This is a genomic window from Streptomyces sp. NPDC022552, assembly GCF_055561875.1.
In genome coordinates this window covers 519,693-543,777 of record NZ_JBVHGJ010000002.1, presented here as the reverse complement: position 1 = coordinate 543,777, position 24,085 = coordinate 519,693, and the positions used below count along the sequence as shown (strand labels likewise).

General features: G+C 71.2%; 19 protein-coding genes. 8 read left to right on the top strand and 11 right to left on the bottom strand.

The genetic code is table 11. The annotated features are described in order from the left end of the window. Positions 1–22: 22 nt before the first annotated feature. Positions 23–646 carry a hypothetical protein gene (locus ACZ3OF_RS07365; protein ID WP_467303337.1) on the bottom strand — a complete coding sequence of 208 codons (624 nt, stop codon included), beginning with the start codon at positions 644–646 and terminating at the stop codon, positions 23–25. 197 nt (positions 647–843) lie between these two features. Here ACZ3OF_RS07365 and ACZ3OF_RS07360 point away from each other — a divergent pair, with 197 nt between their 5' ends. Both ACZ3OF_RS07360 and ACZ3OF_RS07355 read left to right on the top strand, forming a co-directional pair. Next, positions 844–1,839, top strand: coding sequence for an NAD-dependent epimerase/dehydratase family protein (locus tag ACZ3OF_RS07360; protein WP_361675152.1), 996 nt, complete (start codon positions 844–846; stop codon positions 1,837–1,839). Between the two features lie 53 nt (positions 1,840–1,892). Continuing rightward, positions 1,893–3,338: a DUF1996 domain-containing protein gene (locus tag ACZ3OF_RS07355; RefSeq protein WP_361675149.1), complete on the top strand. Its 1,446-nt coding sequence runs from the start codon at positions 1,893–1,895 to the stop codon at positions 3,336–3,338. Here the strand turns inward: ACZ3OF_RS07355 and ACZ3OF_RS07350 are convergent. After that, a complete protein-coding gene (locus tag ACZ3OF_RS07350; protein ID WP_467303333.1) occupies positions 3,335–3,808 on the bottom strand; it encodes a hypothetical protein in 474 nt (157 codons plus the stop codon). The two genes, ACZ3OF_RS07355 and ACZ3OF_RS07350, sit on opposite strands and share 4 nt — an antisense overlap. A 111-nt stretch (positions 3,809–3,919) precedes the next feature. Here ACZ3OF_RS07350 and ACZ3OF_RS07345 point away from each other — a divergent pair, with 111 nt between their 5' ends. From ACZ3OF_RS07345 to ACZ3OF_RS07330, 4 genes are all read left to right on the top strand, one after another. Next, positions 3,920–4,720: a tyrosine-protein phosphatase gene (locus tag ACZ3OF_RS07345; RefSeq protein ID WP_361675143.1), complete on the top strand. Its 801-nt coding sequence runs from the start codon at positions 3,920–3,922 to the stop codon at positions 4,718–4,720. 59 nt (positions 4,721–4,779) lie between these two features. After that, complete coding sequence (locus ACZ3OF_RS07340; RefSeq protein ID WP_467303822.1) at positions 4,780–6,720, top strand: hypothetical protein; 1,941 nt, start codon at positions 4,780–4,782, stop codon at positions 6,718–6,720. Positions 6,721–6,799: 79 nt separating this feature from the next. Next, positions 6,800–7,684, top strand: coding sequence for a metal-dependent hydrolase (locus ACZ3OF_RS07335; RefSeq protein ID WP_361675137.1), 885 nt, complete (start codon positions 6,800–6,802; stop codon positions 7,682–7,684). Then, entirely contained in the window at positions 7,681–8,778 is a 1,098-nt protein-coding gene (locus ACZ3OF_RS07330; protein ID WP_467303820.1) for a PDR/VanB family oxidoreductase, read from the top strand. The genes ACZ3OF_RS07335 and ACZ3OF_RS07330 overlap by 4 nt, the downstream gene beginning before the upstream one ends. Positions 8,779–8,798: 20 nt before the next feature. Here ACZ3OF_RS07330 and ACZ3OF_RS07325 read toward each other — a convergent pair whose 3' ends face one another. Beyond that, positions 8,799–9,065 (bottom strand): hypothetical protein, encoded by a 267-nt coding sequence (locus ACZ3OF_RS07325; RefSeq protein WP_260226591.1) that lies wholly within the window; start codon positions 9,063–9,065, stop codon positions 8,799–8,801. Between the two features lie 38 nt (positions 9,066–9,103). Here ACZ3OF_RS07325 and ACZ3OF_RS07320 point away from each other — a divergent pair, with 38 nt between their 5' ends. Then, a complete protein-coding gene (locus tag ACZ3OF_RS07320) occupies positions 9,104–9,826 on the top strand; it encodes a TetR/AcrR family transcriptional regulator (protein ID WP_361675134.1) in 723 nt (240 codons plus the stop codon). Here the strand turns inward: ACZ3OF_RS07320 and ACZ3OF_RS07315 are convergent. Then, positions 9,811–10,143 carry a 5-carboxymethyl-2-hydroxymuconate Delta-isomerase gene (locus ACZ3OF_RS07315; protein ID WP_467303329.1) on the bottom strand — a complete coding sequence of 111 codons (333 nt, stop codon included), beginning with the start codon at positions 10,141–10,143 and terminating at the stop codon, positions 9,811–9,813. The two genes, ACZ3OF_RS07320 and ACZ3OF_RS07315, sit on opposite strands and share 16 nt — an antisense overlap. Before the next feature lie 52 nt (positions 10,144–10,195). Here ACZ3OF_RS07315 and ACZ3OF_RS07310 point away from each other — a divergent pair, with 52 nt between their 5' ends. Then, the gene (locus tag ACZ3OF_RS07310; RefSeq protein WP_467303327.1) at positions 10,196–10,714 is read left to right on the top strand and encodes a GNAT family N-acetyltransferase; all 519 of its coding nucleotides are present in this window, start codon (positions 10,196–10,198) and stop codon (positions 10,712–10,714) included. Here ACZ3OF_RS07310 and pulA read toward each other — a convergent pair. The 7 genes from pulA to ACZ3OF_RS07275 all read right to left on the bottom strand — a co-directional run bounded on the left by pulA (position 10,701) and on the right by ACZ3OF_RS07275 (position 23,897). Continuing rightward, positions 10,701–16,010 carry a pullulanase-type alpha-1,6-glucosidase gene (gene pulA, locus ACZ3OF_RS07305; protein ID WP_467303818.1) on the bottom strand — a complete coding sequence of 1,770 codons (5,310 nt, stop codon included), beginning with the start codon at positions 16,008–16,010 and terminating at the stop codon, positions 10,701–10,703. The genes ACZ3OF_RS07310 and pulA overlap by 14 nt on opposite strands. 118 nt (positions 16,011–16,128) lie before the next feature. Beyond that, the gene (locus ACZ3OF_RS07300; RefSeq protein WP_361675125.1) at positions 16,129–17,832 is read right to left on the bottom strand and encodes a carbohydrate-binding module family 20 domain-containing protein; all 1,704 of its coding nucleotides are present in this window, start codon (positions 17,830–17,832) and stop codon (positions 16,129–16,131) included. Between the two features lie 122 nt (positions 17,833–17,954). Next, positions 17,955–19,037 carry a LacI family DNA-binding transcriptional regulator gene (locus tag ACZ3OF_RS07295; protein ID WP_361433344.1) on the bottom strand — a complete coding sequence of 361 codons (1,083 nt, stop codon included), beginning with the start codon at positions 19,035–19,037 and terminating at the stop codon, positions 17,955–17,957. Next, positions 19,025–20,692 (bottom strand): glycoside hydrolase family 13 protein, encoded by a 1,668-nt coding sequence (locus ACZ3OF_RS07290; RefSeq protein WP_361675122.1) that lies wholly within the window; start codon positions 20,690–20,692, stop codon positions 19,025–19,027. Before ACZ3OF_RS07290 ends, ACZ3OF_RS07295 begins: the two co-directional genes overlap by 13 nt. A gap of 49 nt (positions 20,693–20,741) precedes the next feature. Continuing rightward, a complete protein-coding gene (locus ACZ3OF_RS07285) occupies positions 20,742–21,596 on the bottom strand; it encodes a sugar ABC transporter permease (RefSeq protein ID WP_361675228.1) in 855 nt (284 codons plus the stop codon). Further along, a complete protein-coding gene (locus ACZ3OF_RS07280; RefSeq protein WP_467303324.1) occupies positions 21,590–22,600 on the bottom strand; it encodes a carbohydrate ABC transporter permease in 1,011 nt (336 codons plus the stop codon). Before ACZ3OF_RS07280 ends, ACZ3OF_RS07285 begins: the two co-directional genes overlap by 7 nt. Positions 22,601–22,619: 19 nt before the next feature. Continuing rightward, complete coding sequence (locus ACZ3OF_RS07275; RefSeq protein WP_361675119.1) at positions 22,620–23,897, bottom strand: extracellular solute-binding protein; 1,278 nt, start codon at positions 23,895–23,897, stop codon at positions 22,620–22,622. Positions 23,898–24,085: the final 188 nt, after the last annotated feature.

Below are 24,085 nucleotides of genomic sequence, written 5' to 3'. Positions count from 1 at the left end.
ACAGGGGGAATCGGCCCCCGGGTCAGACGTGTGCTCCGAGGGCGGTGGCGCGGGGTACGGACAGCCGGGGCGGGCCGCGCCGGGAGAGGGTGTGCGCGAGGACGACGCCGTGCAGCCGGCGGGTGCGCGGGCGCGGGCGTACGGGGTGCGGGAGTTCGGGTACGCGGACGACGGCGAGCAGCAGCCGGAGCGGGGTGAAGGCGAGCGCTCCGACGGTCCGGGCGAGCGCGAAGAGCGCGGCCTCGCCCCTGGCCAGCCAGAGGCCGCAGACGAGTGCGGCGAGGGCGTGGGCGGCGAGCATGCCGGCGGAGGAGTGGCCGGTCGCGGTCTCCATGACCGGAGCCATCGCCGCCATCGTCGCCGGGTCCATGGCCAGGTGCCCCATGGTCGCGTGGCCGGCCGTAGCCATCTGGTCGGCCATGGCCGCGTGGTCCGCCGTCGCCACGGGGTCCGTCGCCGCGTGGTCCGTGGCGCCGCCGTGTCCCTCGCCCGCCGAGAAGATCAGGTGCAGGCCCGTCTGTACGGCCGCGAGTCCGCCGGCGATCGCGAACGCGCCGCGTCGCCGGCCGCCCGCCAGCCAGGCGAGACCGCCCGTGACGGCGAAGGCGGCGTACAGCGATCCGACGGGGATCGCGTGTGCAGACATGGACGAATGCCCCACGGCTGCCAATGTCACGCACACAGCCGCGAAGAGGGCGGCTCGCAGGGCGCGTATCGGCGAGCGGGCATCCGTCATGATTCGGCCATGGTGACATCCGTTCGCCAGGAGCGGGAGACCGCCTCCCGTTTCACCCGTGGAGGAATCGTTGGGCACCGGCCCGTTCTCCGATGCACAGTCGTGGCATGAGACTTCTGATCTTGGGCGGGACCGAGTTCGTAGGACGCGCGGTGGCCGAAACGGCGCTCGCGCGAGGCTGGGAGGTGACGGTCTTTCACCGTGGCCGCCACGAGGCCCCGGCCGGGGCCGTCTCACTGATCGGCGACCGTACGGCCCCGGGCGGGCTCGCCGCCCTCACCTCCGACGAGAAGTCCTCCTGGGACGCGGTCGTGGACACCTGGTCGGCGGCGCCCTCGGCCGTCCGCGACGCGGCCCGGCTGCTGGCGGACCGTGTGGACCGCTTCGTCTATGTGTCGAGCCGCTCGGTGTACGCCTGGCCGCAGGCGGCGGGGCTGACCGAGGACGGGCCGCTGGTCGAGGGCTCACCTGACGCCGGAGACGTGCCGTACCCCGAGGCCAAGCGGGGCGGCGAGCTGGCGGCCGCCCGGGTGTTCGGCCCGGACCGCACGCTCTTCGTCCGCGCGGGGCTGATCATCGGCCCGTACGAGAACGTGGGCCGGCTGCCCTGGTGGCTGGGCCGGATCGCCCGGGGCGGCCCGGTCCTCGCGCCCGGACCGCGTGCGCTGCCGCTCCAGTACATCGACGTCCGCGACCTCGCCGAGTGGACGCTCGACGCGGCAGCGGCCGGACTCGCCGGCCCGTACAACCTGGTCTCGGCGCCCGGGCACACCACGACGGACGAGTTGCTCGACGCCTGTGTGCGGGCGACCGGATCGGACGCCGAACTGCGCTGGACCGACCCCGAGACGCTTCTCGCCGCCGGGGTCGAGCCGTGGTCCGACCTGCCGATCTGGATTCCGCCGGGCGAGCTGTACGACGGGATGCACACCGCCGATGTCTCCAAGGCGCTCGCGACGGGGCTGCGTTGCCGCCCGGTGTCCGAGACGGTCGCGGACACCTGGGCCTGGCTCCGGTCGATCGGCGGAGCGGCCCCGCAGCGCGCGGACCGGCCGCAGCTGGGCCTCGCCCCGGAGCGGGAGGCGGCGCTCCTGGCGGACTGATATCCGTCGCGGTTCGGCTGAACGCAGGGCGCCTGCCGTCCGTATCAAGTCCCATGCGACGCACAAGAAAACGTTCGACACGCGCGAAACGAGCGGTGGCCGCCTCCGTCGCCCTGATTCTGGGCGGGGGCGGCCTGATCGCCGCCAATGTCTATGCCTCGGCCGGCCAGGGCTGGGGCGATCGGCCGACGCCGCCGCCCGACCGGCAGAACGCGGTCTCGACGATCGACTGTCCCGATGTCGGCGAGGAGCTGACCCAGGTTCCGGACTCCGCGCGGGCCGCGGTGGACCGTGAACTCGCCACGCTGGACAGTCAGATCACCGTCGCGTACCAGCGCCTCGCCGACAACAAGCAACGGGTGGAGAGCGACCCCGCCTTCGCGGAGCAGCAGATCCTGACCCCTCTCAGGAACGAGCGGCTCAACATCCTTCAGCGGATCGAGCAGATGGTCGGTCAGCCGCTCCAGAGCCTCGCACCGTGCACCCTGCGCGCGGACGACGAGGAGCCGGCGGGTGAGCAGCCGGGCGGTGAGGAGTCGGGCGGCGACCAGGGGGACCCGGAAGAGCCGGGGAACGACGGCGACGACGAGCAGGACCAGGGGCAGGCCGGGAACGGGCCCGAGGCCTCCGACTTCGTCGACATCACCACCGTGCAGCCGAACGTGAACCGCCCCCAGCAGCGGCGTGGCGCCTCGCGCGGCTCGTTCGTCACCAACTGCGGCACGAACCAGAACGGCAAGTTCAACCCGGACAACGTCATCGTCGCGCCGGGAGTGAGCAACGGCGCCCACCATATGCACGACTACGTCGGCAACCAGGCCAACGACGCCTTCGCCAGTGACGACGACCTGGCCAGGGGCCGGACCACCTGCCGCAACCAGGGCGACCGCTCGACGTACTACTGGCCCGTGCTGCGACTCCAGAACGGACAGGCGGAGGCCGACGCGCAGGCGGACGGCGGCGGCAAGGACCAGAACGTCGGCGAGATCCAGACACCCGCGCAGGTCACCCTGAACTTCGTCGGCAGTCCGGTCTCCAAGGTCACCGCGATGCCCCGCTTCCTGCGGATCATCACGGGCGACGCCAAGGCCTTCACCAACGGCGACGCGAACGCCAACGCGTCCTGGTCCTGCACCGGTTTCGAGAACCGCCAGCTGAAGGACAAGTACCCGATCTGCCCCGAGGGCAGCAAGGTCGTGCGGACCTTCCGCTTCCAGAGCTGCTGGGACGGACAGAACACCGACAGCGCCAACCACCGCACCCATGTGGCCTTCGCCGACCCGGCGAGCGGGCGCTGCGGCAACGGCTTCCGGGCCATCCCGCAGCTCGTCCAGCGGATCGTCTACGACGTGCCGCCCGGCCCCGGGTTCGCGGTCGACTCGTTCCCGGAGCAGCTGCACAAACCGATCACCGACCACGGCGACTTCATCAACGTCTTCGACCAGCGGCTGATGCGGAGGGTGGTGAGCTGCATCAACGAGGGGCGCCGCTGCTCCTAGTGGTCTCCGGACCCGTGGTCCGACCCATGGCCCGTCCCATGGGTCGGCCCGTGGTCCGACCCATGTCCGGACGATTGCGACGCGTGCGGCGCGTGCGGCTCGGTGGTCTCGACCTGACCACCGAGCCGTTCGCGTACCTGCTTCACCGTGCCGGCGTCGGCCGACACGGCCCACTTGCGGCCGACGAGATACGAACCGCCGTAGTCCTTGGCCTGGTTGAGCCACTCGCGCTGTCCGCGGTCGGTCGCGAAGGTGGTCAGGACGTACGTCCCGTCGCCCGTCGCGCACTTCGCCTGGCGCAGCTCCGCCGCGTCCGTCTGGAGGTCCGGGGCGCAGCCGGCGCGCTCCGCGATCTGCTCCAGGGTGCCGCTCGCCTCCTCGGGCGCCTCCGCCTGCGACTGGCACCCCGTCACGGCGGCCACCGCCGCCAGAAGGACCAGGGCCACCGTCGTCGTTCGTCGCGTACGCATCAGCATCCGCCCATCCTGCCCGCCCGGTCGCGCCAAGGTGACCGGAATCCGATCGGTTACGGTTTGGTGGGATACGTCCCTAAGACGTACCGATACGGAGGAGTCGACGCCATGCCCGCCATCCCCGCCGCCACCGTCGCCAACCTCCGCGACCTGGGCACCCTCGCCCTCGGTGAGGGGCGCAGCGTCCGCTCGGGGCGGCTCTTCCGGTCCGCCCAGCTCGACCTGCTCGATCCGGAGGACCCGGTGGTGGCCGCGCTCGGCATCCGTACGGTCGTCGACTTCCGTACGGCGCAGGAGCGGGCGGAGCGGCCCGACCGGGTTCCGGCGGACGTGCGGCTGCTCGTCGCGGACGTGCTCGCCGACCATCTGGCCGCCAGTGGCCTGCCGCCGGCCGCCCGGCTGAAGACCCTGCTCACCAACCCGGTGCTGGCCGAGCAGGTCCTCGGCGGGGGCCGCGCCCGGGAGGCCTTCGCGCGGACGTACCGGGCCTTCGTGTCGAGCGACTCCGCCCGCCTCGCCTACCGGGTCTTCCTCACCGAACTGGGCGATCCTCGCGGCGGTCCGCTGCTCTTCCACTGCACGGCCGGCAAGGACCGTACGGGCTGGGCGGCCACGATCGTGCTGTCGCTGCTCGGCGCGGACGAGAAGACGGTCCTGGCGGAGTACCTGTCGGTCAACGCGGCGGTACGGCAGGCGTTCGCGCCGATGATCGAGGGGTTCACGGCCCAGGGCGGCGACCCGGATCTGGCGCTGGCCCTCATCGGGGTCGTACCGGAGTACCTCCAGGCGGCACTGGACGAGGTGGCGACCCGGCACGGCTCGATGGAGCGGTACGTACGGGACGGCCTCGGCGTCCCCGACGAGGTGACGGACGTGATCCGCGAACGGCTGACCGTGTACGAGGCGTGACGGGCGGCGGCCGCGCGGGCGGCCGTTCACCGGGGTGACCATCGGATGATTCGCTCGTTCTGCTGAACGTGAGCACCCAGGAACTCGCCTCCTCCCCCAGCGGCCCGGTCGATGTCGAACAGGCCGAGGCCGCGCTCGTCGAGCACTACCCGCGGTTGGTCCGGATCGCGTATCTCGTGCTGCCGCCCTCGCTGGGGCGCAATCGGCGGGTGCTGACGGCGCACGCGCTCGTCCAGCGGTCGTTGCCGGCGCGGCGGACGTCCGGGGCCGGGATCCCTGGGCCGCAGCGCTCCGAGGACGCCGTCGACCCCGGGTACGCGTACATCCGGGTGGAGGTGCTCCGGCAGGCGCTGATCGCGGGGTTGCCGCTGCGGCGCCGGGCGCTGCCGCGGCGGGCACAGTTCCCGCCGCTGCTGCCGCACGTGTGGGGGCTGCGGCTGTTCCCGCGCGCGGGCGGTGCCGACGAACTGGCCCTGGATCAGCGGCTCTCCGCCCTGACCGGCCCGGGGCGCGCGGTGTACGTGCTGCGGTGGCTGGAGCGGCAGGGGGATCCGGAGGTGCTGCGGGTGCTCGCGGCGGCCGGGGTGACGGAGCCGGACGCGGAGGCGGCGCTCGTGGAGGCCGACGGGGTGGAGGCGGCGCTGGGCATCGGGGCGGCGGGCCTGCTCGACTCGCCCGAGTTCGATCCGTGCTCGCTCCAGGCCCGGCCGACGGATCTGATGCGCCGCCGCCAGCACGGCCGGGCGGCGCTCGCCGCGGCGGCGGCCGTCCTGGTCTGCGGGACGCTGCTCGGGCTGCCCGGTGAGGGCTGGGGGCCGGGCGGCGCCGCCGCTCCGTCGTACGCGCGCAATCCGGCCGCCGAGGCGGCGCTCGACCCGGGGAAGCTGAGACGCGTCCCCGCCGGGTTCTGGCAGCGCTCGGCGCGGACGGACTTCTCGGTCTGGCCGGCCCGGGGCGCCCTGGTGGACGACCGGGCGCTGCTGCGGCGGGCGCTCGCCGTGTGGGCGCGGCCCGGCGGTTCGGTGCGGTCCTCGGCGACGCCGGGGACGCCGGTGGGGCCGCCGATGGGTTCGCCGCAGCTGCTGTACGCGGGCGAGGTGGACGGCTCGCGGGTGGCGCTGTTCCACGACGGGCTGCGGGCGGTGCGGTACGCGGAGCCGTCGGCGGGAACGGCCGGCGCGGCGCTGGACTTCGCGCGGACGGACGGGGCGGACGTGGTCGGCTCCGCGGCCCTCGTCCTCTCCCGTACGACGGCCAACGTCCGTTATGTGACAGCCCCTTGGGTACGGGAGACGGCCGTACGGGACCTGTTGGCGCCGGCGAAGGAGCCCTGGCGGCTGGAGCGGGACGCGCACGGCGTCACACAGCCGCTGCTCAGTCCCGCCCAGGCCCGGGGTTGCACGGCGTGGAACACGCTCCAGGTGCGGGACGCGACGGGGGTGCGGCTGCTTGCCGATCTGGGCGAGCTGGCGCCCGCCCGGCTGACCTCGGGACCGCCGGGGGCGCCCCAGGACGTGACGGGGACGGCGGCGCGGTCGCTGTGGGAGCGGGCGGCCTGCCGGCTGACGGCGGTCCGCTCACACGGGGTGCGGTCGGTCAACGCCTGGCCGTTCGCGGAGCAGCGGCTGCCGGAGGACGGGGGCCGGGCGGCCTGGGTGTGCGCACGGGCGGAGACCTGGCGGGGCACGGGCAGCCGGGTCCTCGCCCAGTTCCAGGTCCCAGCGCCGGGGGTGGCCGCGGCGGTCGTGGCGCAGGCCGAGGAGTCCCCGGCCTGCGGGGTGCGGGAGCCTCGGGTCCTCGCGGGGGTGCTCTGGCAGGCGAAGAGCGGTCGGTGGTACGTCCTGGCGGCGGGGAGCGGGGAGTTCGTGGCGCTGCGGACCACGGGCGGGGTGAAGGGCGAGGCGGACGGCCCGCTTCTCGCGGTGCGGACGGAGGCCGGTGCCCGCGCCGACCTCGTCGGCACGCTGAGGAACGGCACGCGCGTGGGCGCGCTGCGCTGAGGCACAGGCGCCGGGCGCCCCGTGAATTCTCACTGCACGACTCTGTTGCCAACTGCTTACCCCTCAGTACATTGACGTCATGTCTAATACGCAGCCTGCACCGGTGGCGTCGGAGCACATCGAACTCAAGGCCCGGAGGGTCTCCTTCGACTGGGAGGAGACCCCGCTCCACTGGGTTCCCGGCGATCCGTTCACGACCCACACCATCAACGTGCTGCACCTGCTGCTCCCGGCGGGCGAGCGCTGGTTCGTGCACGTCTACAAGCAGGTGCTCCCGTTCATCACCGACGACCGGCTGCGTGCGGACGTCATCGGCTTCATCGGCCAGGAGGCCGTCCACTCCCAGGCACACGACGACGTGCTCCCGCACCTCAAGAAGCTCGGCCTGGACCCCACGCCCTACACGGCCCAGGTGGACTGGTTCTTCGAGAAGCTGCTCGGCGACCGGACCCTGCCGCCCGGCCGGGCGCGCCGCTGGTGGCTGATGGAGCGGGTCGCGCTCATCGCCGCCATCGAGCACTACACGGCGTTCCTCGGCAACTGGGTCCTCAACGCCGAGGAGTTGGACCGGCGGGGAGCGGACCCGACGATGCTGGACCTGCTGCGCTGGCACGGCGCCGAGGAGGTCGAGCACCGCTCCGTCGCCTTCGAGCTGTTCATGCACCTCGACGGCGGCTACCGGCGCCGCGCCCGCACCTGGGCCACCGCCTTCACCGCGATGGTCTTCCTCTGGCAGCGCGGCACCCGCTTCTTCATGGAGAACGACCCCACCCTCGTCGACGGCAGGGCCTCGGTCGGCCAGCTCGTCCGCAAGGGCCGGGAGGGCGTGCTGCCGTCCACGCCCGACCTGCTCCGGGCGGTCCCGCGCTATCTCAGCCGCGACTACCACCCCTCCCAGGAGGGGAACACGGCCCAGGCCGTCGCGTACCTGGCCAACTCCCCCGGCGCCAACGGAGGCCGCTGACCATGCCCCGTCCGCTCACCGTCGTCCTGATCGCCGGGGCCGCGGTCCTCGCCAAGCGCGCCATGCGCCGCCGGATCACCGCCGCCCCGCTGTGGCCGATGCCCGCCCTCGACGAGCCGGTCTCGGGCCGCGGCCGGCTCGCGACCGTCACCAGGAAGGTCCTGGTCACCGAGCGCACCGAGCCCGCCTCCGGCGTCGTACGGCTCCGGCTCGAAGGCACGGGCCTGCCCGCCTGGCAGCCGGGCGCCCATGTCGACCTGGTGCTGCCGTCCGGTCTGGTGCGCCCGTACTCGCTCTGCGGGGACCCGGCCGACACCGACACGTACACGGTGGCGACCCGCCTGATCGAGGACGGCCGGGGCGGCTCGCGCGAGGTGCACGAACAGCTCCACGAGGGCACGGAGATCGAGATCCGCGGGCCGCGGAACCGCTTCCCGCTGGTCGACGCGCCCGCGTACGTCTTCGTGGCGGGAGGCATCGGCATCACCCCCGTGCTGCCGATGCTGCGCGCGGCGGAGGCGGCGGGCGCCGACTGGCGGCTGCTCTACTGCGGGCGCAGCCGCGCCACCCTGCCGTACCTCGACGAGATCGAGAAGCTCGGCGGGGAGCGCAGCGAGACGGGGGTCCCCCCGGCCGAAGGCCGGGGGAGGGTGACGGTGGTCACCGAGGACGAGTCGGGCCGCCCGGAGCTCGGGTTCCTCGCCGAGGTCCCGGAGGAGACGGCGGTGTACTGCTGCGGTCCCGAGGGGCTGATGGACGCGGTGACCGCCGCGATGCCGGCCGGCCGGGCCCCGCATCTGGAACGCTTCTCCCCCGCCGCGACGACCGGCGGCGACTCCTTCGAGGTCGAACTGCGCCGCACCGGTCGTACGGTGACGGTGGCGGCGGACCAGTCGGTGCTCGCCGCCGTCCGTTCCGAGCTGCCCGGCGTCGCGTACTCCTGCGAGCAGGGCTTCTGCGGGACCTGCCAACAGCGGGTCCTGGAGGGCGAGATCGACCACCGCGACGAGCTCCTCACGGACGCGGAGCGCGGCGGGTCGATGCTGCTATGCGTCTCGCGCAGTGCCGGGGAACGGCTGGTTCTCGACCTCTAGAGGAGGCGCCGGATCCCGCCTCAGGGGAGGATCAGCCAGTCGAAGGCGAGCGCGGCGGCCAGGCCGCCCACCAGGAGCCACGTGCCCAGGCGGGTACGGCCGTTGCGGGAGAGCTCGATCACGACGCCGCAGAGGATCATGGCCAGTCCGTACACACCGACGACCAGCACGGACGTACGGCTGGCCAGCCGGATCACCAGCACGGCCGCCATGGCGACCAGCAGCACGGACGCGGCGGCTATCCGCAGTTGGCGGGCCTGCTTCGGGCTCAAACCGTTGGTGCTCATGTCGTGGGAGCGTATCGGACGCCCGTTAGGCTGTTCGCATGACGACCGGGGTACGCCGCAGGATGGGCGTCGAGGAGCGCAAGCAGCAGCTGATCGGGGTGGCCCTGGAGCTGTTCAGCCACCGCTCTCCCGACGAGGTGTCCATCGACGAGATCGCCGCGGCCGCGGGGATCTCGCGGCCGCTGGTCTACCACTACTTCCCCGGCAAGCAGAGCCTGTACGAGGCGGCGCTGCGCCGGGCGGCGGACGAGCTGGCGGCCCGGTTCCTCGAACCGCCGCAGGGCCCGCTGGGCGCCCGGCTGCTGCGGGTGATGGGCCGTTTCTTCGACTTCGTCGACGATCACGGGCCGGGTTTCGCGGCGCTGATGCGGGGCGGGCCCGCGGTGGGTTCCTCGACGACGAACGCGATGATCGACGAGGTGCGGCAGGCCGCCTACGAGCAGATCCTGGCCCATCTGGACGTCGAGTGCCCCTCGGCCCGGCTCGAACTGGTCGTCCGCTCCTGGGTGTCGCTTGCGGAGTCCACGGCGCTGATCTGGCTGGACGGGCGCCGGGTGCCGCGCGCGGAGCTGGAGCTGCAGCTGGTGCACGACTTCGCGGCGCTCGCGGCGGTGAGCGCCGCGTACGACACGGAGATGGCGGACATCCTGGTCCGCATCCTCGCCGACGAGCCGGCGGACGGCCCGTTCGGCGAGCTGGTCGGCCGGCTCATGACGCTGGTGCCGCGGGTTCCGGCCCAGGGCGGTCAGACCTTGCGGTAGGAGGGTTCCAGGTCGCGGACCTCGGCGGAGAGCCGAGCTGCCCCCGGCTCCTTGACGTACGCGGGCAGGAGCGCGACCACGGCCTCCGCGAGGCGGGCCTTCGTCTCGTCCGTGCGGCCGGGCAGCACCGCGATCTCCACATGGACGACGACGTCGTCGCCCGTACCGTCCCCGACGACGGCCTCCTCGACCGCGCGGAAACGGGTCTTGCAGTTCTCGATCCGCGTGTCGACGGTCTGCACCACGAGCGGGTGCAGCGCGAGCGCGAAGCCGCGCCGGTCGAGCGGCGCGGAGTGGTCCACGGTGATCTGCGGCATGAGGGCTCTCCCGGTCGTGAGGATGACTGACCACACCCTTACGGTGATCGTCATGGACGCACAAGTGACCTTCCGGCAGGCGGACGACCGCGATCTGGACCGGCTGGTGGGGTTGTTCGACGGGGCCGCGGGCTGGATGGTCCGCAACGAAATCGACCAGTGGAAGCCGGGCGACAAGAGCGCCGAGCACTTCCGGGCGCGGATGGCCGCCGGCGAGGTGTGGCTCATGTCCCGTGGAGACCGGGCCGTCGGGGCGTACGAGCTGTGGTGGGACGACGAGCCGGCGTGGGGACCGCAGCCCCCGGTCGCGGGCTACGTCCACCGGCTGATGACCGACCGGGAGGCCGCCCCCGCCGGAGCCGGCCGCGCGCTCCTGGCGCATGCCGAGGAGCGGATCGCGGCCGGTGGGAGGGCGGTGGCCCGGCTGGACTGTGTGGCGAGCAACCCGCGGCTCCGTACGTACTACGAAGCCGCGGGGTACACGGTCGTCGGCGAGGAGCTCGGGAAGCTCGCCGCCGACGGCACGCGTTACGGGGTCACGCTGCTCGAGAAGGCGCTCACCCGGCCCTGAACACGGCCACCGTGCGGGCCGGGACCGTGAAGGTGCCGGAACCGGCCTCGTAGGAGGCGGACTTGACCGTGCTGTCCGAGCCGGCTGCCTGGACCGGGTGGAGGGCGTAGCCCTTTCCGGCCAGCGCGGCGACCCGCTGGGTCCGCCGCTCCGGGCTCGCGTTGAAGACCACGACCAGGTCACCCAGGCGCATGGTGATCACGCCCGGGGTCTCGCCGGTTCCCGAGAGCGGGAAGGACAGGGCGTCCTGGACCTGTCCGGCGGTGGCGAGGGAGAAGGCGGACTCGGTCGTACGGATCCTCTGGAGGTCCCGGTAGGCGGCCGAGGCGCCGTCGATCTGGTCGCAGCCGACGGTGAGGCCGGGGGCGGTCAGCAGCGGCTTTCCGTAACCCCACTTGGCCTTGTTGTCGGCCGCCGGGGGAAGGCCACGGCCGAAGCCGTTGCCGGCGCGGCAGTCCCAGTGGATCGCGTTGAACCAGTCGCCGCTGTCGTACGAGTTGCGGTCCAGCGACTTGGAGCGCAGCAGGTCCGAGCCCGCCTGGGAGAGCGCGGGGCCCTGCGAGAGCGTCGCCGTCGCCATGGCGAGGACCTGCATCCTGGACCGGTCGGCGGCCGACGTACCCGCGGGGAGCTTGAAGGCGAGCGCGTCGTACAGGGTCTCGTTGTCGTGGGCGTCGGCGTAGGCGAGGGCGTCACCGGGGGCGGCCGCGTAGCCGGCCGGTGAGCCGTTGTAGTCGACCTGGCTGCCCTTGACGGTACGGCCGGAGGTGTCGGTGAAGGAGTAGTCGGCGAGGTTGCCGGTCAGACCGACCTTGATCAGGTCCTGGTAGTGCAGGAGCCGGGCCTTCTGCTGCTCCGGAGTGCCGTTGGCCGTCGAGGAGTTGGGGTCGGTGAAGAGGCCGGAGGCGAAGCCCTGGACGCCCGGGTCCTCGTCGAAGGGGCCGCCGCCGCGGACGGCGTCCCGGGCCCGGTCGGAGAAGGTGGCGACGCCGGTGCCGGCCATGTTCTTCTGGGTGGCCTGGACGAAGCGGGAGTCGTCGGCGATCTCGCCGAAGTTCCAGCCCTCGCCGTAGAGCACGATCGCCTTGCCGTCGACGCCGTCCTTGGCGACGGTCAGCGCGTCCAGGGCCTTGCGGACGGCGAGGATGTTCTCCTTCGGGTGGTGGCCCATGAGGTCGAAGCGGAAGCCGTCCACCTTGTACTGCTTGGCCCAGGTGACGACCGAGTCGACGACGAGCTTGCCCATCATGGCGTTCTCGGGCGCGGTGTTGGCGCAGCAGGTGGAGGTGGCGACGGAGCCGTCGGCCTGGAGCCGCTGGTAGTAGCCGGGCACGACCTTGTCGAGGACGGACTTGTCGGCCTGGCCGCTCGCCACGGTGTGGTTGTAGACCACGTCCATGACCGTGCGCAGTCCGGCGCCGTTCAGGGACTGGACCATCTGCCGGAACTCGACCGTGCGGCGGGTGCCGTCGGGGTCGGTGGAGTAGGAGCCCTCGGGGACGGTGTAGTGCAGCGGGTCGTAGCCCCAGTTGTAGGCGTCCTTGGCCGCGGCGGCGGCCACGCAGGCCTGCTGCTCCTCGGAGTCGGGGGCGTAGACCTTCAGGTCGCAGGCGGGTTCGGTCTGCTCGGACTTCTTCTCGGGGATGGTGCCGATGTCGAAGGCGGGGAGCAGGTGGACGTAGGAGGTGCCGGAGGCGGCGAGGGCCCTCAGGTGCTGTGAGCCCTTGCTGCCGGCGTCGGTGAAGGCGAGGTAGGTGCCCTTGTGGGCCGGGACGGCCGTGGTGTCCGCGATCGAGAAGTCGCGGATGTGGAGCTCCTGGATCTGGGCGTCCCGCAGCGGTACGGCCGCGGGCTTGGCCAGGCTCTTCCAGCCCTTGGGGGCGAGCTTCGGGTCCGCGAGGTCGACGACCAGGCTGCGGGCCGAGTCGGTGGTCAGGGCGGTGGAGTAGGGGTCGGTGACCTTGTTGGTGACGATCTGCCGGACGGTGGGCGCCCAGACCTTGACCACGTAGCGGTACGGCTTGCCCGTCCAGGCGCGCGTGCCGGTGACCGACCAGACGCCGGAGGCGTCGTCGCGGCGCATGGGCACGGTCCTGCCGTCGAGTTCGAGCGCGACGGACTGGGCGGTGGGCGCCCAGAGCGACAGCGTGGGACGGCCGTGGCGGAAGACCGGGCCGAGGTCGGCCCCGGTCGCCTTCGGTGCGTACAGGTCGTCGAGGACACCGGCGAGCTGGACGCCCGTGGCGGTCAGGACGGCACCGTTCGCCGCGTACTGGGCGGCGACGAGCTGCCCCTTGAGCGCCTCGCGGACGCGGTCACGGTCACGCGGGTCGACCGTGAAGGCGCCGTACGCCTTCAGGTGCGGGAAGGCGGACTTCTGGGCGTCGGTGAGCTCGGTCCGGTTCAGGCGCAGCGCCTGACGGTTCCCGGTGAGCGTCCCGTTCTCGGCCTTGATCGAGCCGTCGCGGGAGGAGAACAGCACGCTGGAGGCGGCGGTGTCGCTGCCGTTCCAGGCGAGGGTGGTCTCGTCGATCCAGACGGCCTGCGCCTTGGTGAGGTCGAGCGCGGCCCCGCTGCCCTTGGGCTGCGGCAGCAGGTACTTCTCCTGGCCGCCGAGCATCCACACCTCGTGGCCGTTTGCCTTGAGGTCCAGGGACTGGTCGGTGGGCAGGTCCTTCTCGTCGCCCTTGTGCAGGATGTACGAGAGGGAGGTGGCGCCGGCCGCGAGCGGGACCTCGTAGACCGCGCCGTAGGCGTCGGTACGCACCGGCTCCAGCGGCTTGCTCCAGTCAGTGGGGTTCGCGGCGCCGGTCCAGGTGTGCAGGCCCCAGCCGGCGTGGTCGCCGTCGGCGCGCTTGTAGTGCAGGACGGCCTTCGTCGTGTCCTGGGGCGGGTAGGCGCCCTCGGGCGCGGCGTTCAGGACCTCCGGCTCGCCCTGCTCGATCCAGACCTCGCCGGTCTTGGAGAGGTCGATCGTGCGGTCTGCGTCGGTGTCCTTGACACCGTCCTTGTTCACGGCGATGAAGCCGACCGAGGAGGCGCCGGGCTTGAGCTTGACGTAGGCGAAGGCGCCGTACGCGTCACGGCCGGTGAAGGGCTTGCCGGCGGGCCAGGTGGTGCCTTCGCCGTCGGCGATGTCGCCCCAGGTGTACAGGCCCCAGTCGGCGTAGTCTCCGTCGGCGCGCTTGTAGTGGACGATCGCGTAGTCGCGCTGGGTGGCGGTCGGCGGCTGTTCGACGGCCGGGGCGCCGCTGGTGGTCGCGGCGGTCGCGCTCGCGGTGCGGCCGGCGCTGTCGACGACGACGGCCTTGTAGCGCAGGGCCGTTCCGGCGGGCGCGGCGATCTTCTGGGTGACCTTGTACGGGGCGTGGTCGGCGGAGCCGAGGACCTGCCACTTCCCGTTGCCGGTCTGGGCGGCGAAGACGACGCGGTTCAGCTGCCCGCCCGTGACGTCGGCGGAGACCTCGACGGTGCCGGTGGCTCCGGCCTCGGGGGCCTTGAGGGTGATCCTCGGCGTGGCTGCGGGCGCGCCGAGCGGCTTCGCGGCCTTGAGCACGAGGGAGCCGAGCGCCGGGACGGTCACCTTGATCTTCGTGTCGCCGGCGCTGGTGACGCGGGCGTCACCGCCGTGGATCGCGGTGAAGTCCGTACCCGCGGAGCCGGTCGGGATCTCGACGGTCTTCGCCTCGGTGGAGCTGTTGACCGCGACGACGTACTCGACGGGCCCGCTCTTCGTGCGGGCGTCGGTACGGGAGAAGGCGTAGACGGAGCCCTCGGCGTACCGCTGCTCCTGGATGCCGTCGCGCAGCGCGGGGTGCTTCTTCGTGAGCGCGGAGAGCGTGGCGATCTGGCGGTACAGGGGGTGCGAGGCGTCGTAGGCGTCGCTCGCGTGGGTGCGGTCGGTGCCGAGCTGGTCGTCGTCCAGGTAGTCGGCGGTCTTCGACGCGAAGAGGGTCTGGCGGGAGTCCTTGTCGCCGCCGGCGCCGGTGTACCCCTGCTCGTCGCCGTAGTAGACGACGGGGTTGCCGCGGGTGAGGAACATCAGCTCGTTGGCGAGCCGGTAGCGCTGGAGGAGTTCGGCGTCGCCGGCCTTCGGGTTGTCCTGCTTGAGGAAGGTGCCGAAGCGGCCCATGTCGTGGTTGCCGAGGAAGGGCACCGACTCGTAGGCGTTGGCCTTGTCGGTGGTGTAGCGGTAGTCCTGGCCGAAGAGGTTCGCCAGCTTGTCCGCCGGACCGCCCTGGGAGGCGAAGGTGCGGGCGGCGTCCTGGAAGGGGAAGTCGAGGGTGGCGTCGAGGCGGCCCTCGGTCACGTACGGGGCGGTGATCGCCGGGTCGGCGGAGTAGACCTCGCCGAACATGAAGAAGTCGTCGCGGCCGCGCTTCGCGGCGTACTCGTCGAGGGCGGTGGCCCACTGCGTCCAGAACGCGGTGTCGACGTGCTTGACGGTGTCGATGCGGAAGCCGTCGATGTCGAAGTCGCGGACCCAGCGCTGGTAGATCTTCTCCATGCCCTCGACGACCTCGGGACGCTCGGTCCACAGGTCGTCCAGGCCGACGAAGTCGCCGTACTGGGAGGACTCGCCGGCGAAGGTCGAGTCGCCCCGGTTGTGGTACATCGTCGGGTCGTTGAGCCAGGAGGGAACCTTGACGTTCTTCTTCTCGGCGGGCACGACGGGCGTGCGGGGGAAGGAGTCCGTGTCGACGCGCGGGAACGAGCCGCTGCGGTCGTCGAAGGGGACGCCGTCCTTCGTCAGATACGGGAAGGCGCCCTTGGAGAGGTAGCCGTAGGTCTTCTCCTTGTAGTCGACGACGTCGGCGGTGTGGTTGGTGATGACGTCGAAGAAGACCTTCATGCCCTTGGCGTGGGCCTGGTCGATCAGCTTCTCCAGGTCGGCGTTGGTGCCGAAGTGCGGGTCGACCTGGGTGAAGTCGGTGATCCAGTAGCCGTGATAGCCGGCGCTGGCGTCCTTCCCGGTGCCCTGGACGGGCTGGTTCTTGAAGATCGGCGCCATCCAGATGGCGGTGGTGCCGAGGCCCTTGATGTAGTCGAGCTTCTTGGTGAGCCCCTTGAGGTCACCGCCCTGGTAGAAGCCCTTGTCGGCAGGGTCGAAGCCGGTGTCGAGCCGGGTGCCGGTGAGCCCGCCGCGGTCGTTGGCGGTGTCCCCGTTGGCGAACCGGTCGGGGAGCACGAAGTAGAACTGCTCGCGCGTGAGGTCGTGCCGCGCGGGCTGCGCGGCGAGCGCCCGGTCGGACGGCGGTGGCGGCGGCGCGGCCGCGGCCGGGAGGGCGGGCACCATCGCCGCGCACAGGGCGGTGGCCACGGCGGCCGCCGTTCTCTTGCGTATCACGGGGGTTCTCCCTGGAGGTACGGGAAGGGGGGCCGCCCCGGCGGGGCGGCCCTGAGGAGAGGAGCGATCAGCTGCGGAAGGTGTCGTTCAGAACGATCCGGCCGGAGGCGGGGACCGTCGCGGTGCGGTTGGCGCCCGACTCCCAGGTCACGTTGCCCGCCGCGTCCTTGCGGACGTACTTGTACTCGAAGGCCGTGCCGACCGGCAGGGTGACGTCGAGCTTCCAGACCGGATACGAGGCCGGGTCCAGCTTCAGGGCCGCGGCAGGGGACCAGTTGCCCAGCTCCGCGCGGTTGCCCGTCACGTAGATGTTCTGGCCGGAGACCGTGGTGGCGTTGACGTTGAAGGAAGCGCCCGTGGCGGCCGGCGGCGGGGTCGTCGTGCCGCCGCCGCAGTTCTTGGCGTTCACGTGCAGCGCCAGCGCCGTGTTCGAGGCAAGCGTCGCCGTGAACTGGCCGGTCGCGTTCACCGTCACGCCCGTGTTCGACTGGACGTCGCAGTACGTGCCGGCCGGCAGCCCCGTCTGGAACGTGCGGGTCAGCGACGATCCCTCGTGGTTGAGGGCGACGTACCCCTTGTCGCCCCGGCCGAACGCGATCGCGTTGTTGCCGTTGTCCCACCAGTTGGTGACCGCCGTGCCGCGCGCGGCGTTGCGGAAGGCGACCATCGAGGCGATCTCCCGCCAGGCGTGCTGGCACTTCCACCCGTCGCTGTAACAGGCGTTGACCTGGCCGCCGTTGGGCGCGCCCGCGTCCTTGTCGGACCACTCGTAGCCGGAGTGGACGTCCGGGGAGCCGTACGGCCAGGCCAGCATGAAGACGCTCGCCAGGGTGTAGGTCGCGCCGTTCTTGTAGTTGAGGGTGTCGCCGCCGCGCTCGGTGTCGTGGTTGTCGACGAAGACGCCGGCCGCGCCGGAGGACATGTAGCCCCAGGACTCGCCGAAGTTGTTCAGGTACGCGAGCTTCTCCGAGCCGAAGATCCGCTTGAGGTCCCGTGCGTAACGGAACTCCTGCACGTCTCCGTTGCCCAGGTACTCGCTCGGGGAGACCGCCTCACCGGCCCCGTATATCGCCTCCTGCTTCCAGTAGACGCCCGGGTTGCTCAGCCGCGACTTGATGTTCGCGAGGTCGGCGGCCGGCATGTGCTTGGCCGCGTCGACCCGGAAGCCGTCCACGCCGAGCGAGAGGAGGTCGTTCATGTACGCGGCGATCCGGCCGCGCACCCAGTCCTCGCCGGTGTCGAGGTCCGGCAGGCCGACCAGCTCGCAGTTCTGGACGTTGGCCCGGTCCTGGTAGTTCGAGATGGTGGCCCGGCAGTCGTCCATGTCGGCGCCCGAGTACAGGCCCGGGTAGTCGTACTTGGAGAACGAGGTCCCGCCCGTTCCCGTGCCCGACGCGTTGGCCATGTGGTTGATGACGGTGTCGGCGACGACCTTCACACCCGCCGCGTGACAGGTGTCGACCATGGCCTTGAAGGCGGTGCGGTCGCCGAGCGGTCCGGCGATCTTGTAGCTGACGGGCTGGTACGCGGTCCACCAGGTCGATCCCTGGATCCGCTCCTGGGGCGGCGACACCTGCACGTAGCCGTAACCGGCCGGACCGAGCTGGTCCGTACAGGCCTTGGCCACCGAGGCGAACTTCCACTCGAACATCACCGCGGTGACGTCCTTGGGGCCGGGTGCCGCCGCCTGTGCCGGGGCGGTCGGCGCCGTGACGGCCACAGCGGCTCCCGCCACCACGGCGAGTGCAGCGGCCACGGTCTTTCTGGCCATGATTCCTCCTGACGACGTCCCTGTCGCAAGAAGTTGCCGAAAATGTCAGCAACTGTTTTCAGCCGTGACCGTACGAGCGCCCCGACCCCGGGTCAACCCTTGGGACCCCTCAATGCAGGGAGTTACGCAAGGAGTTGCAGCGAGGTCCCGGCCGGCGGCTGCGCCGTGGAGCCCCGGACCACCAGCTCCGGCTGGAAGACGAACTCCGTGCGCTGCACGGGGTTCCCCTCCACCTCCTCCAGGAGTGCCCCCACCGCCGCCGTCGCCATCGCCTGCACGGGCTGACGCACGGTGGTGAGCGGCGGATCGGTGAACGCGATCAGCGGCGAGTCGTCGAAGCCGATGACCGACACGTCACCGGGCACGTCGAGGCCCCGGGCGCGCACCGCGCGGATCGCGCCGAGCGCCATCAGGTCGGAGCCGCAGACGATCCCGGTGCAGCCCTGGTCGAGCAGGATGTCGGCCGCGGCGTGCCCGCCCTCGACGCCGAACAGCGTGGGACGGACGTACCGTTCGGCCTCCTCCCGCTCCATTCCCAGGAGGTGGTGCAGCTCGGCCGCGAAGCCCTCCGCCTTTCGGCGCGAGGGCACGTAACGGGTGGGGCCGATCGCGAGGCCGATCCGCTCGTGGCCCAGCTCGACCAGGTGCCGCACGGCCATCCGCGCGGCCGCCCGGTCGTCGGGTGAGACGAAGTTGGCGTCGATCCGCTCGTTGAAGCCGTTGATGAGGACGAACGGGACGCCCCGCGCGGCCAGCCGGACGTAGCGCTCCGGGTCGGCGGAGGCGTCCGCGTGCAGCCCGGAGAGGAAGATGATGCCGGTGACCCCGCGCTCCTCCAGCTGCTCGACCAGCTCGTCCTCGGTGGCGCCGCCTGGCATCTGGGTGCAGAGCACCGGGGTGTAGCCGTGCCCGGCCAGGACCTGCTCGATGACCTGCGCGAACGCCGGGAAGATCGGGTTGGTCAGCTCGGGCACGAGCAGGCCGACCAGGCCCGCGCTGCGCCGTTTCAGCCGTACCGGACGCTCGTAGCCGAGCACGTCGAGCGCGGCGAGGACGCGGTGCCGGGTCCCTCCGGCCACGCCCGCCTTGCCGTTGAGGACCCGGCTGACCGTGGCCTCGCTGACCCCCGACTGGGCCGCGATGTCCGCGAGCCGCGGGGCGCCGTTCCCGGCGCCCCGCGGCAGGGGGATGGTCACACCGCCCACCAGACGGTGGTGTCGGCGGGCAGCTCCACGACGCCTTCCCCGTGGGAGACCGGCTCGTTGGAGAGGAGGAACCGGCCGGGCAGCGGGACGGATATGGCCCGACCGGTGGTGTTGGCGGTGCAGACGAAGCCGTCTCGGCGGAAGGAGAGCACACCCTCCGGTGCCTCCAGCCACTCGACGTCCTCGCCCGCACCGAGTTCGGGGCGCTCACGGCGCACGGCCAGCGCGCTGCGGTACAGCTCCAGGGTGGAGCCGGGGTCGCCGGCCTGCGCCTCGACGCTGAGCCCGCCCCAGGTGGCCGGCTGCGGCAGCCAGCTGCCGCCGCTGCCGAAGCCGTACGACGAGCCCTCGACGGTCCACGGGATGGGCACCCGGCAGCCGTCGCGGAAGCCGTCCTGGCCGGTGGCCCGGAAGAACGACGGGTCCTGGCGGACCTCGTCGGGCAGGTCGGTGACGTCCGGCAGGCCGAGCTCCTCGCCCTGGTAGACGTACGCCGATCCGGGCAGCGCCAGCATCAGCAGCGTCGCGGCACGGGCCCGGCGCAGACCGAGCGCGCGGTCGCCCTGCTCGCGCAGCTGGGTGCCGAGGCCGGGCGGGTTGGCGAACCGGGTGGCGTGCCGGGTGACGTCGTGGTTGGAGAGCACCCAGGTGGTGGGCGCGCCGACCGGGCGCATCGCGGCGAGCGAGGCGTCGATCACCCGGCGCAGCTCGACGGCGTCCCAGTGGGTGCCCAGGTACTGGAAGTTGAACGCCTGGTGCATCTCGTCGGGGCGCACGTAGTGCGCGGTGCGCTCGACGGTCGGGGTCCACGCCTCGGCGACGAGGACGCGCTCGCCGTCGTACTCGGAGAGGACCTGGCGCCAGGAGCGGTAGATCTCGTGGACGCCGTCCTGGTCGAAGAAGGGCATGACGTCGTTGCCGAGCAGCTTGAGCTGGTCGTGCGCGCCGATGTCAGGCAGCCCCTCGGCCTTCACCAGGCCGTGGGCGACGTCGACACGGAAGCCGTCGACGCCCATGTCGAGCCAGAAGCGGAGGATCGAGCGGAACTCGTCGCGTACGGCCGGGTGCTCCCAGTTGAAGTCCGGCTGCTCGGGCGCGAAGAGGTGCAGGTACCACTCCCCGGCGGTGCCGTCCGCCTCCTCGACCCGCGTCCAGGCGGGGCCGCCGAAGATGGACTCCCAGTCGTTGGGCGGCAGTTCGCCGTTCTCGCCCTTCCCCGGGCGGAAGTGGTAGCGCTCGCGCAGCGGGGAGCCGGGGCCCTCGCGCAGCGCGCGCTGGAACCACTCGTGCTGGTCGGAGGAGTGGTTGGGCACCAGGTCGACGATGATCCGCAGGTCCAGCTCGTGCGCCTCGCGGATGAGTGCGTCGGCGTCGAGGAGGCTGCCGAACATCGGGTCGATGGCCCGGTAGTCGGCCACGTCGTAGCCGGCGTCGGCCTGCGGGGAGGCGTAGAAGGGGCTGAGCCAGACGGCGTCGACGCCCAGCTCCTTCAGATACGGAAGCCGGCCGCGGATGCCCTCCAGGTCGCCCATGCCGTCGCCGTTTCCGTCGGCGAAGCTGCGGGGGTAGACCTGGTAGATCACCGCGTCTCTCCACCAACCCGTGTGCGTGCCGGTGGTCGGGGCGGCGTCGGGGGCAGCGAGGTGCTGGGTCATGTCTTCCTTGAGAGGTAAGGAGGTACGTACGTGTGGGGTGTTCGGGTGCTCAGCCCTTGACGGCGCCGGCGGACATGCCGGTCACCAGGTGCCGCTGGGCGAAGAGGAACACCAGCGCCGCGGGGATGGCGATGAGCACGGAGGCCGCGGACATCGGACCCCACTGGGCGCCGTACTGGTTGACGAACTTCTGCAGGCCGCCCGCGAGGGTGAGGTTCTCGTCCCCGACCATGAACGCGGAGGCGTAGGCGACCTCGCCCCAGGCGGTGATGAAGGAGTAGAACGCCGTCACCGCGATGCCGGGCTTGGCCAGCGGCAGGATCAGCCGCCAGAAGGTGCCGAACGGGTTGAGGCCGTCGACCTGGCCGGACTCGTCGATCTCGCGCGGGATGGTGTCGAAGAAGCCCTTCATCATCCAGGCGCAGAAGGGGACGGCGATGGTCAGGTACGTGATGACCAGACCGGCCGACTTATTCAGCAGCCCCAGCGTCGACATGATGTTGTAGATCGGCACGATCAGGACGGCGACCGGGAACATCTGGGTGATCAGCAGCGTCCACATCAGTCCACGCTTGCCGGGGAAGCGGAAGCGGCTGACGGCGTAGCCGGTGGTGGAGGCGATGAAGACACCGAGGACCGTGGTGAGGCCCGCGATGAGCAGCGAGTTGCCGAACCAGGTGAGGAACTCGGTGTTCTCCAGCAGGTCGGTGTAGTTCGCGAGCGTCGTCTCCTTGAAGAAGTCCGTGGTGATCGCGTACTTCGCCGGCTTGAGCGAGGTCAGCAGGACCCACAGCACGGGGAAGACGGCGATCACGGAGGCGACGATCAGGGTCGCGTGCAGCCCGACCGAGGCGAGCGGCGAACGACGGCCGCGGGTGGGCGTGTTGGTGGCGGTGGTCACCAGACTTCTCCCTGCTTGCGGAGGACGCGCCGGTAGATCGCGGCGAAGACCATCAGGAGGACCAGGATCAGGACGCCCCAGGTGGACGACTGGGCGAAGTCACGCGGGCTGATCTCGAAGGAGAACTTGTACGCCTGGGTGACCAGGATCTGCGTGGCCTCACCGGGTCCGCCCCGCGTGAGCAGGAAGATCACCGGGAACATGTTGAAGGTCCAGATGGTGCTGAGCAGGATCACGGTGGTGGACACCGAGCGCAGCCCGGGCAGCGTGATGTTCCGGAAGCGCTGCCAGGCGTTCGCGCCGTCCATCTCGGCGGCCTCGTACAGCTCGCCGGGGATGGACTGGAGCCCGCCGAGGAGGGCGACCATCATGAACGGGATGCCGAGCCAGACGTTGACGGCGATGACCGAGAACTTGGCCCAGGTGGGGTCGTTGAGCCACGGCACGGCGTCGATGCCGGCGCCGCCGAGGACCTGGTTGAGCAGGCCGTTGTCCTGGTTGTAGAGGAAGCGCCAGGCGAAGACGGAGACGAAGCCGGGCACGGCCCAGGGCAGGATCAGCAGCATCCGGTACACGGAGCGGCCGGCGATCCTGCGGTTGAGGATGTTGGCGAGGGCCAGGCCGAGCACGAAGGTGACCGAGACGCAGGCGACCGTCCACACCAGCGTCCAGCCGAGCGTGCCGAGGAACTGGCTCCCGGTCAGCGCGTCGACGTAGTTGTCCAGGCCGACGAACTCGTACGTCGCCGGGATCTGGTTGACACCGATGCTCCGCTCGACGTTCCGCTCGTTGGCGTTCGTGAGGGAGAGGTAGATACCCCGGATCAGCGGATAGCCGATGATCACGCCGATCACGACCACCACCGGAGCGACCATCGCCCAGGCGTACCAGTGGGTGGAGAGGGAACGGCGAACCTTGCCCTCGGGGTTGCCAGTACCACGGTGCCGGCCGCGGGCGACATCGCCCGCGGCCTTCACCGCCGACTGGCTGCTGGTGTCCACAGCCATCAGCCGGCCTGCCTTCCTGTTACTTCCAGTCCTTCAGGAGCTTGCGGTAGGAGTCACCCGTCGCCTTGGCTCCCTTGTCGGGGGTGGTCTGCCCGGTCAGGACCTTCGTGTACTCGGTGACGAGCGGGGCGAAGAGGCTGCCGGTCTCGGGGATCCAGGGGCGCTCGACGGCCTTGTCGACGACCGGCTTGAAGAAGCTGATCATCTCGTTGCTCGCGACGTCCGGCTTGACGTAGACGGACTCGCGGGTCGGGAGCAGGCTGAGCTCCTTGGCGATCTGCGTCTGGGTCTCGACCGAGGTCATGTACTCGGTGAAGGCGTAGGAGGCGTCCAGGTTCTTGGAGCCCGCGTAGACCGCGAGGTTGTGGCCGCCCTGCGGGGCGCCCTGACCGGCCGAGCCGGCCGGGACCGGGGCGATGCCCAGGTTGGCCTTGTCGGCGAACTCCTTGCCGGCGAAGGTGTCGGCGACGGCCCACGGGCCGTTGATCATCATGGCGACCTTGCCTTCCTTGAAGGCGGTCTGCATGTTGTTCCAGCCGTCGGTGGCGTCGGTCTTGGCCGCGCCGGAGTCGACCAGGTCCTTGACCGTGGTCAGGGCCTTCACGCCCGCGGCGTTGTCGATGGTGACGGTCTTCGACTCGGCGTTGACCAGGTCGCCGCCCTCGCCGTAGAGGAAGGAGAGGAACCAGTAGGCGTCGTCGCCGCGCAGGTAGAGGCCGGTCTTGCCGGTCTTGTCCTTGATCGCGGCGGAGACGGTCTTGAGCTCGGCGATGGTCTTGGGGACCTCGACGCCGGCCTCCTTGAAGATCTTCTTGTTGTAGAAGATGCCCATGGAGTCGATGACCTGCGGGACGGCGTAGGTCTTGCCGTTGTACTGGGTCGAGGCTGCGGCCTGCTTCAGGAAGTCCTTCTCGTCCTTGAGCGCGGCGGTGCCGTCGAGCGGGGCCAGGTAGCCGAGGTCCGCGAACTCGGGGGTCCAGGCGACCTCGGAGCGGATGACGTCGGGGGCGCCGGAGCCGGACTGGGCGGCGTTCTTGAACTTGTTCTGCGCCTCACCGAACGGCACGTTCACGTACTTGACGGTGACCTTCGGGTGCTTCTTGGTGAAGTCCTCGGCGATCTTCTTGAAGACCTTGTCCTCGGAGCCGACCGTGGAGGTGTCCCACCAGGTCACGGTCCCGGAGAGCTCGCCGGAGCTCTTCGAGCCGCCGCCGTTCGAACCGTCATCGCTTCCGCACGCCGCCAGGGTCACGCCCAGGGCCGCGACCAGCGCGGTGGCCGCTATGCCACGCCGCATGTGAACTCCTTCAACTGATCCCGGGGTGACGAGGGGCTGGAACCTGCCTCATGCGACCGCTCCCTCGCGGCGCTCCGGGTTGCCAGGAACGTAACAGGGATGAAAACGAGCCGAAAGAGCTTGCGAGAACTTTCTGCAAGGACCGGCGATCGTTACATCGGCGTGTCCTGAAGGTTGCCGACGAGTCG

What these genes read in the sequence shown, in the direction of transcription:
- ACZ3OF_RS07290 (WP_361675122.1), bottom strand. Translation starts at nt 20,692, where the DNA reads ATGACCCAGCACCTCGCTGCCCCCGACGCCGCCCCGACCACCGGCACG.
- ACZ3OF_RS07345 (WP_361675143.1), top strand. Translation starts at nt 3,920, where the DNA reads ATGCCCGCCATCCCCGCCGCCACCGTCGCCAACCTCCGCGACCTGGGC.
- ACZ3OF_RS07320 (WP_361675134.1), top strand. Translation starts at nt 9,104, where the DNA reads ATGACGACCGGGGTACGCCGCAGGATGGGCGTCGAGGAGCGCAAGCAG.
- ACZ3OF_RS07280 (WP_467303324.1), bottom strand. Translation starts at nt 22,600, where the DNA reads ATGGCTGTGGACACCAGCAGCCAGTCGGCGGTGAAGGCCGCGGGCGAT.
- ACZ3OF_RS07355 (WP_361675149.1), top strand. Translation starts at nt 1,893, where the DNA reads ATGCGACGCACAAGAAAACGTTCGACACGCGCGAAACGAGCGGTGGCC.
- ACZ3OF_RS07360 (WP_361675152.1), top strand. Translation starts at nt 844, where the DNA reads ATGAGACTTCTGATCTTGGGCGGGACCGAGTTCGTAGGACGCGCGGTG.
- ACZ3OF_RS07275 (WP_361675119.1), bottom strand. Translation starts at nt 23,897, where the DNA reads ATGCGGCGTGGCATAGCGGCCACCGCGCTGGTCGCGGCCCTGGGCGTG.
- pulA (WP_467303818.1), bottom strand. Translation starts at nt 16,010, where the DNA reads ATGGTGCCCGCCCTCCCGGCCGCGGCCGCGCCGCCGCCACCGCCGTCC.
- ACZ3OF_RS07325 (WP_260226591.1), bottom strand. Translation starts at nt 9,065, where the DNA reads ATGAGCACCAACGGTTTGAGCCCGAAGCAGGCCCGCCAACTGCGGATA.
- ACZ3OF_RS07310 (WP_467303327.1), top strand. Translation starts at nt 10,196, where the DNA reads ATGGACGCACAAGTGACCTTCCGGCAGGCGGACGACCGCGATCTGGAC.
- ACZ3OF_RS07315 (WP_467303329.1), bottom strand. Translation starts at nt 10,143, where the DNA reads ATGCCGCAGATCACCGTGGACCACTCCGCGCCGCTCGACCGGCGCGGC.
- ACZ3OF_RS07365 (WP_467303337.1), bottom strand. Translation starts at nt 646, where the DNA reads ATGTCTGCACACGCGATCCCCGTCGGATCGCTGTACGCCGCCTTCGCC.
- ACZ3OF_RS07350 (WP_467303333.1), bottom strand. Translation starts at nt 3,808, where the DNA reads ATGCGTACGCGACGAACGACGACGGTGGCCCTGGTCCTTCTGGCGGCG.
- ACZ3OF_RS07335 (WP_361675137.1), top strand. Translation starts at nt 6,800, where the DNA reads ATGTCTAATACGCAGCCTGCACCGGTGGCGTCGGAGCACATCGAACTC.
- ACZ3OF_RS07300 (WP_361675125.1), bottom strand. Translation starts at nt 17,832, where the DNA reads ATGGCCAGAAAGACCGTGGCCGCTGCACTCGCCGTGGTGGCGGGAGCC.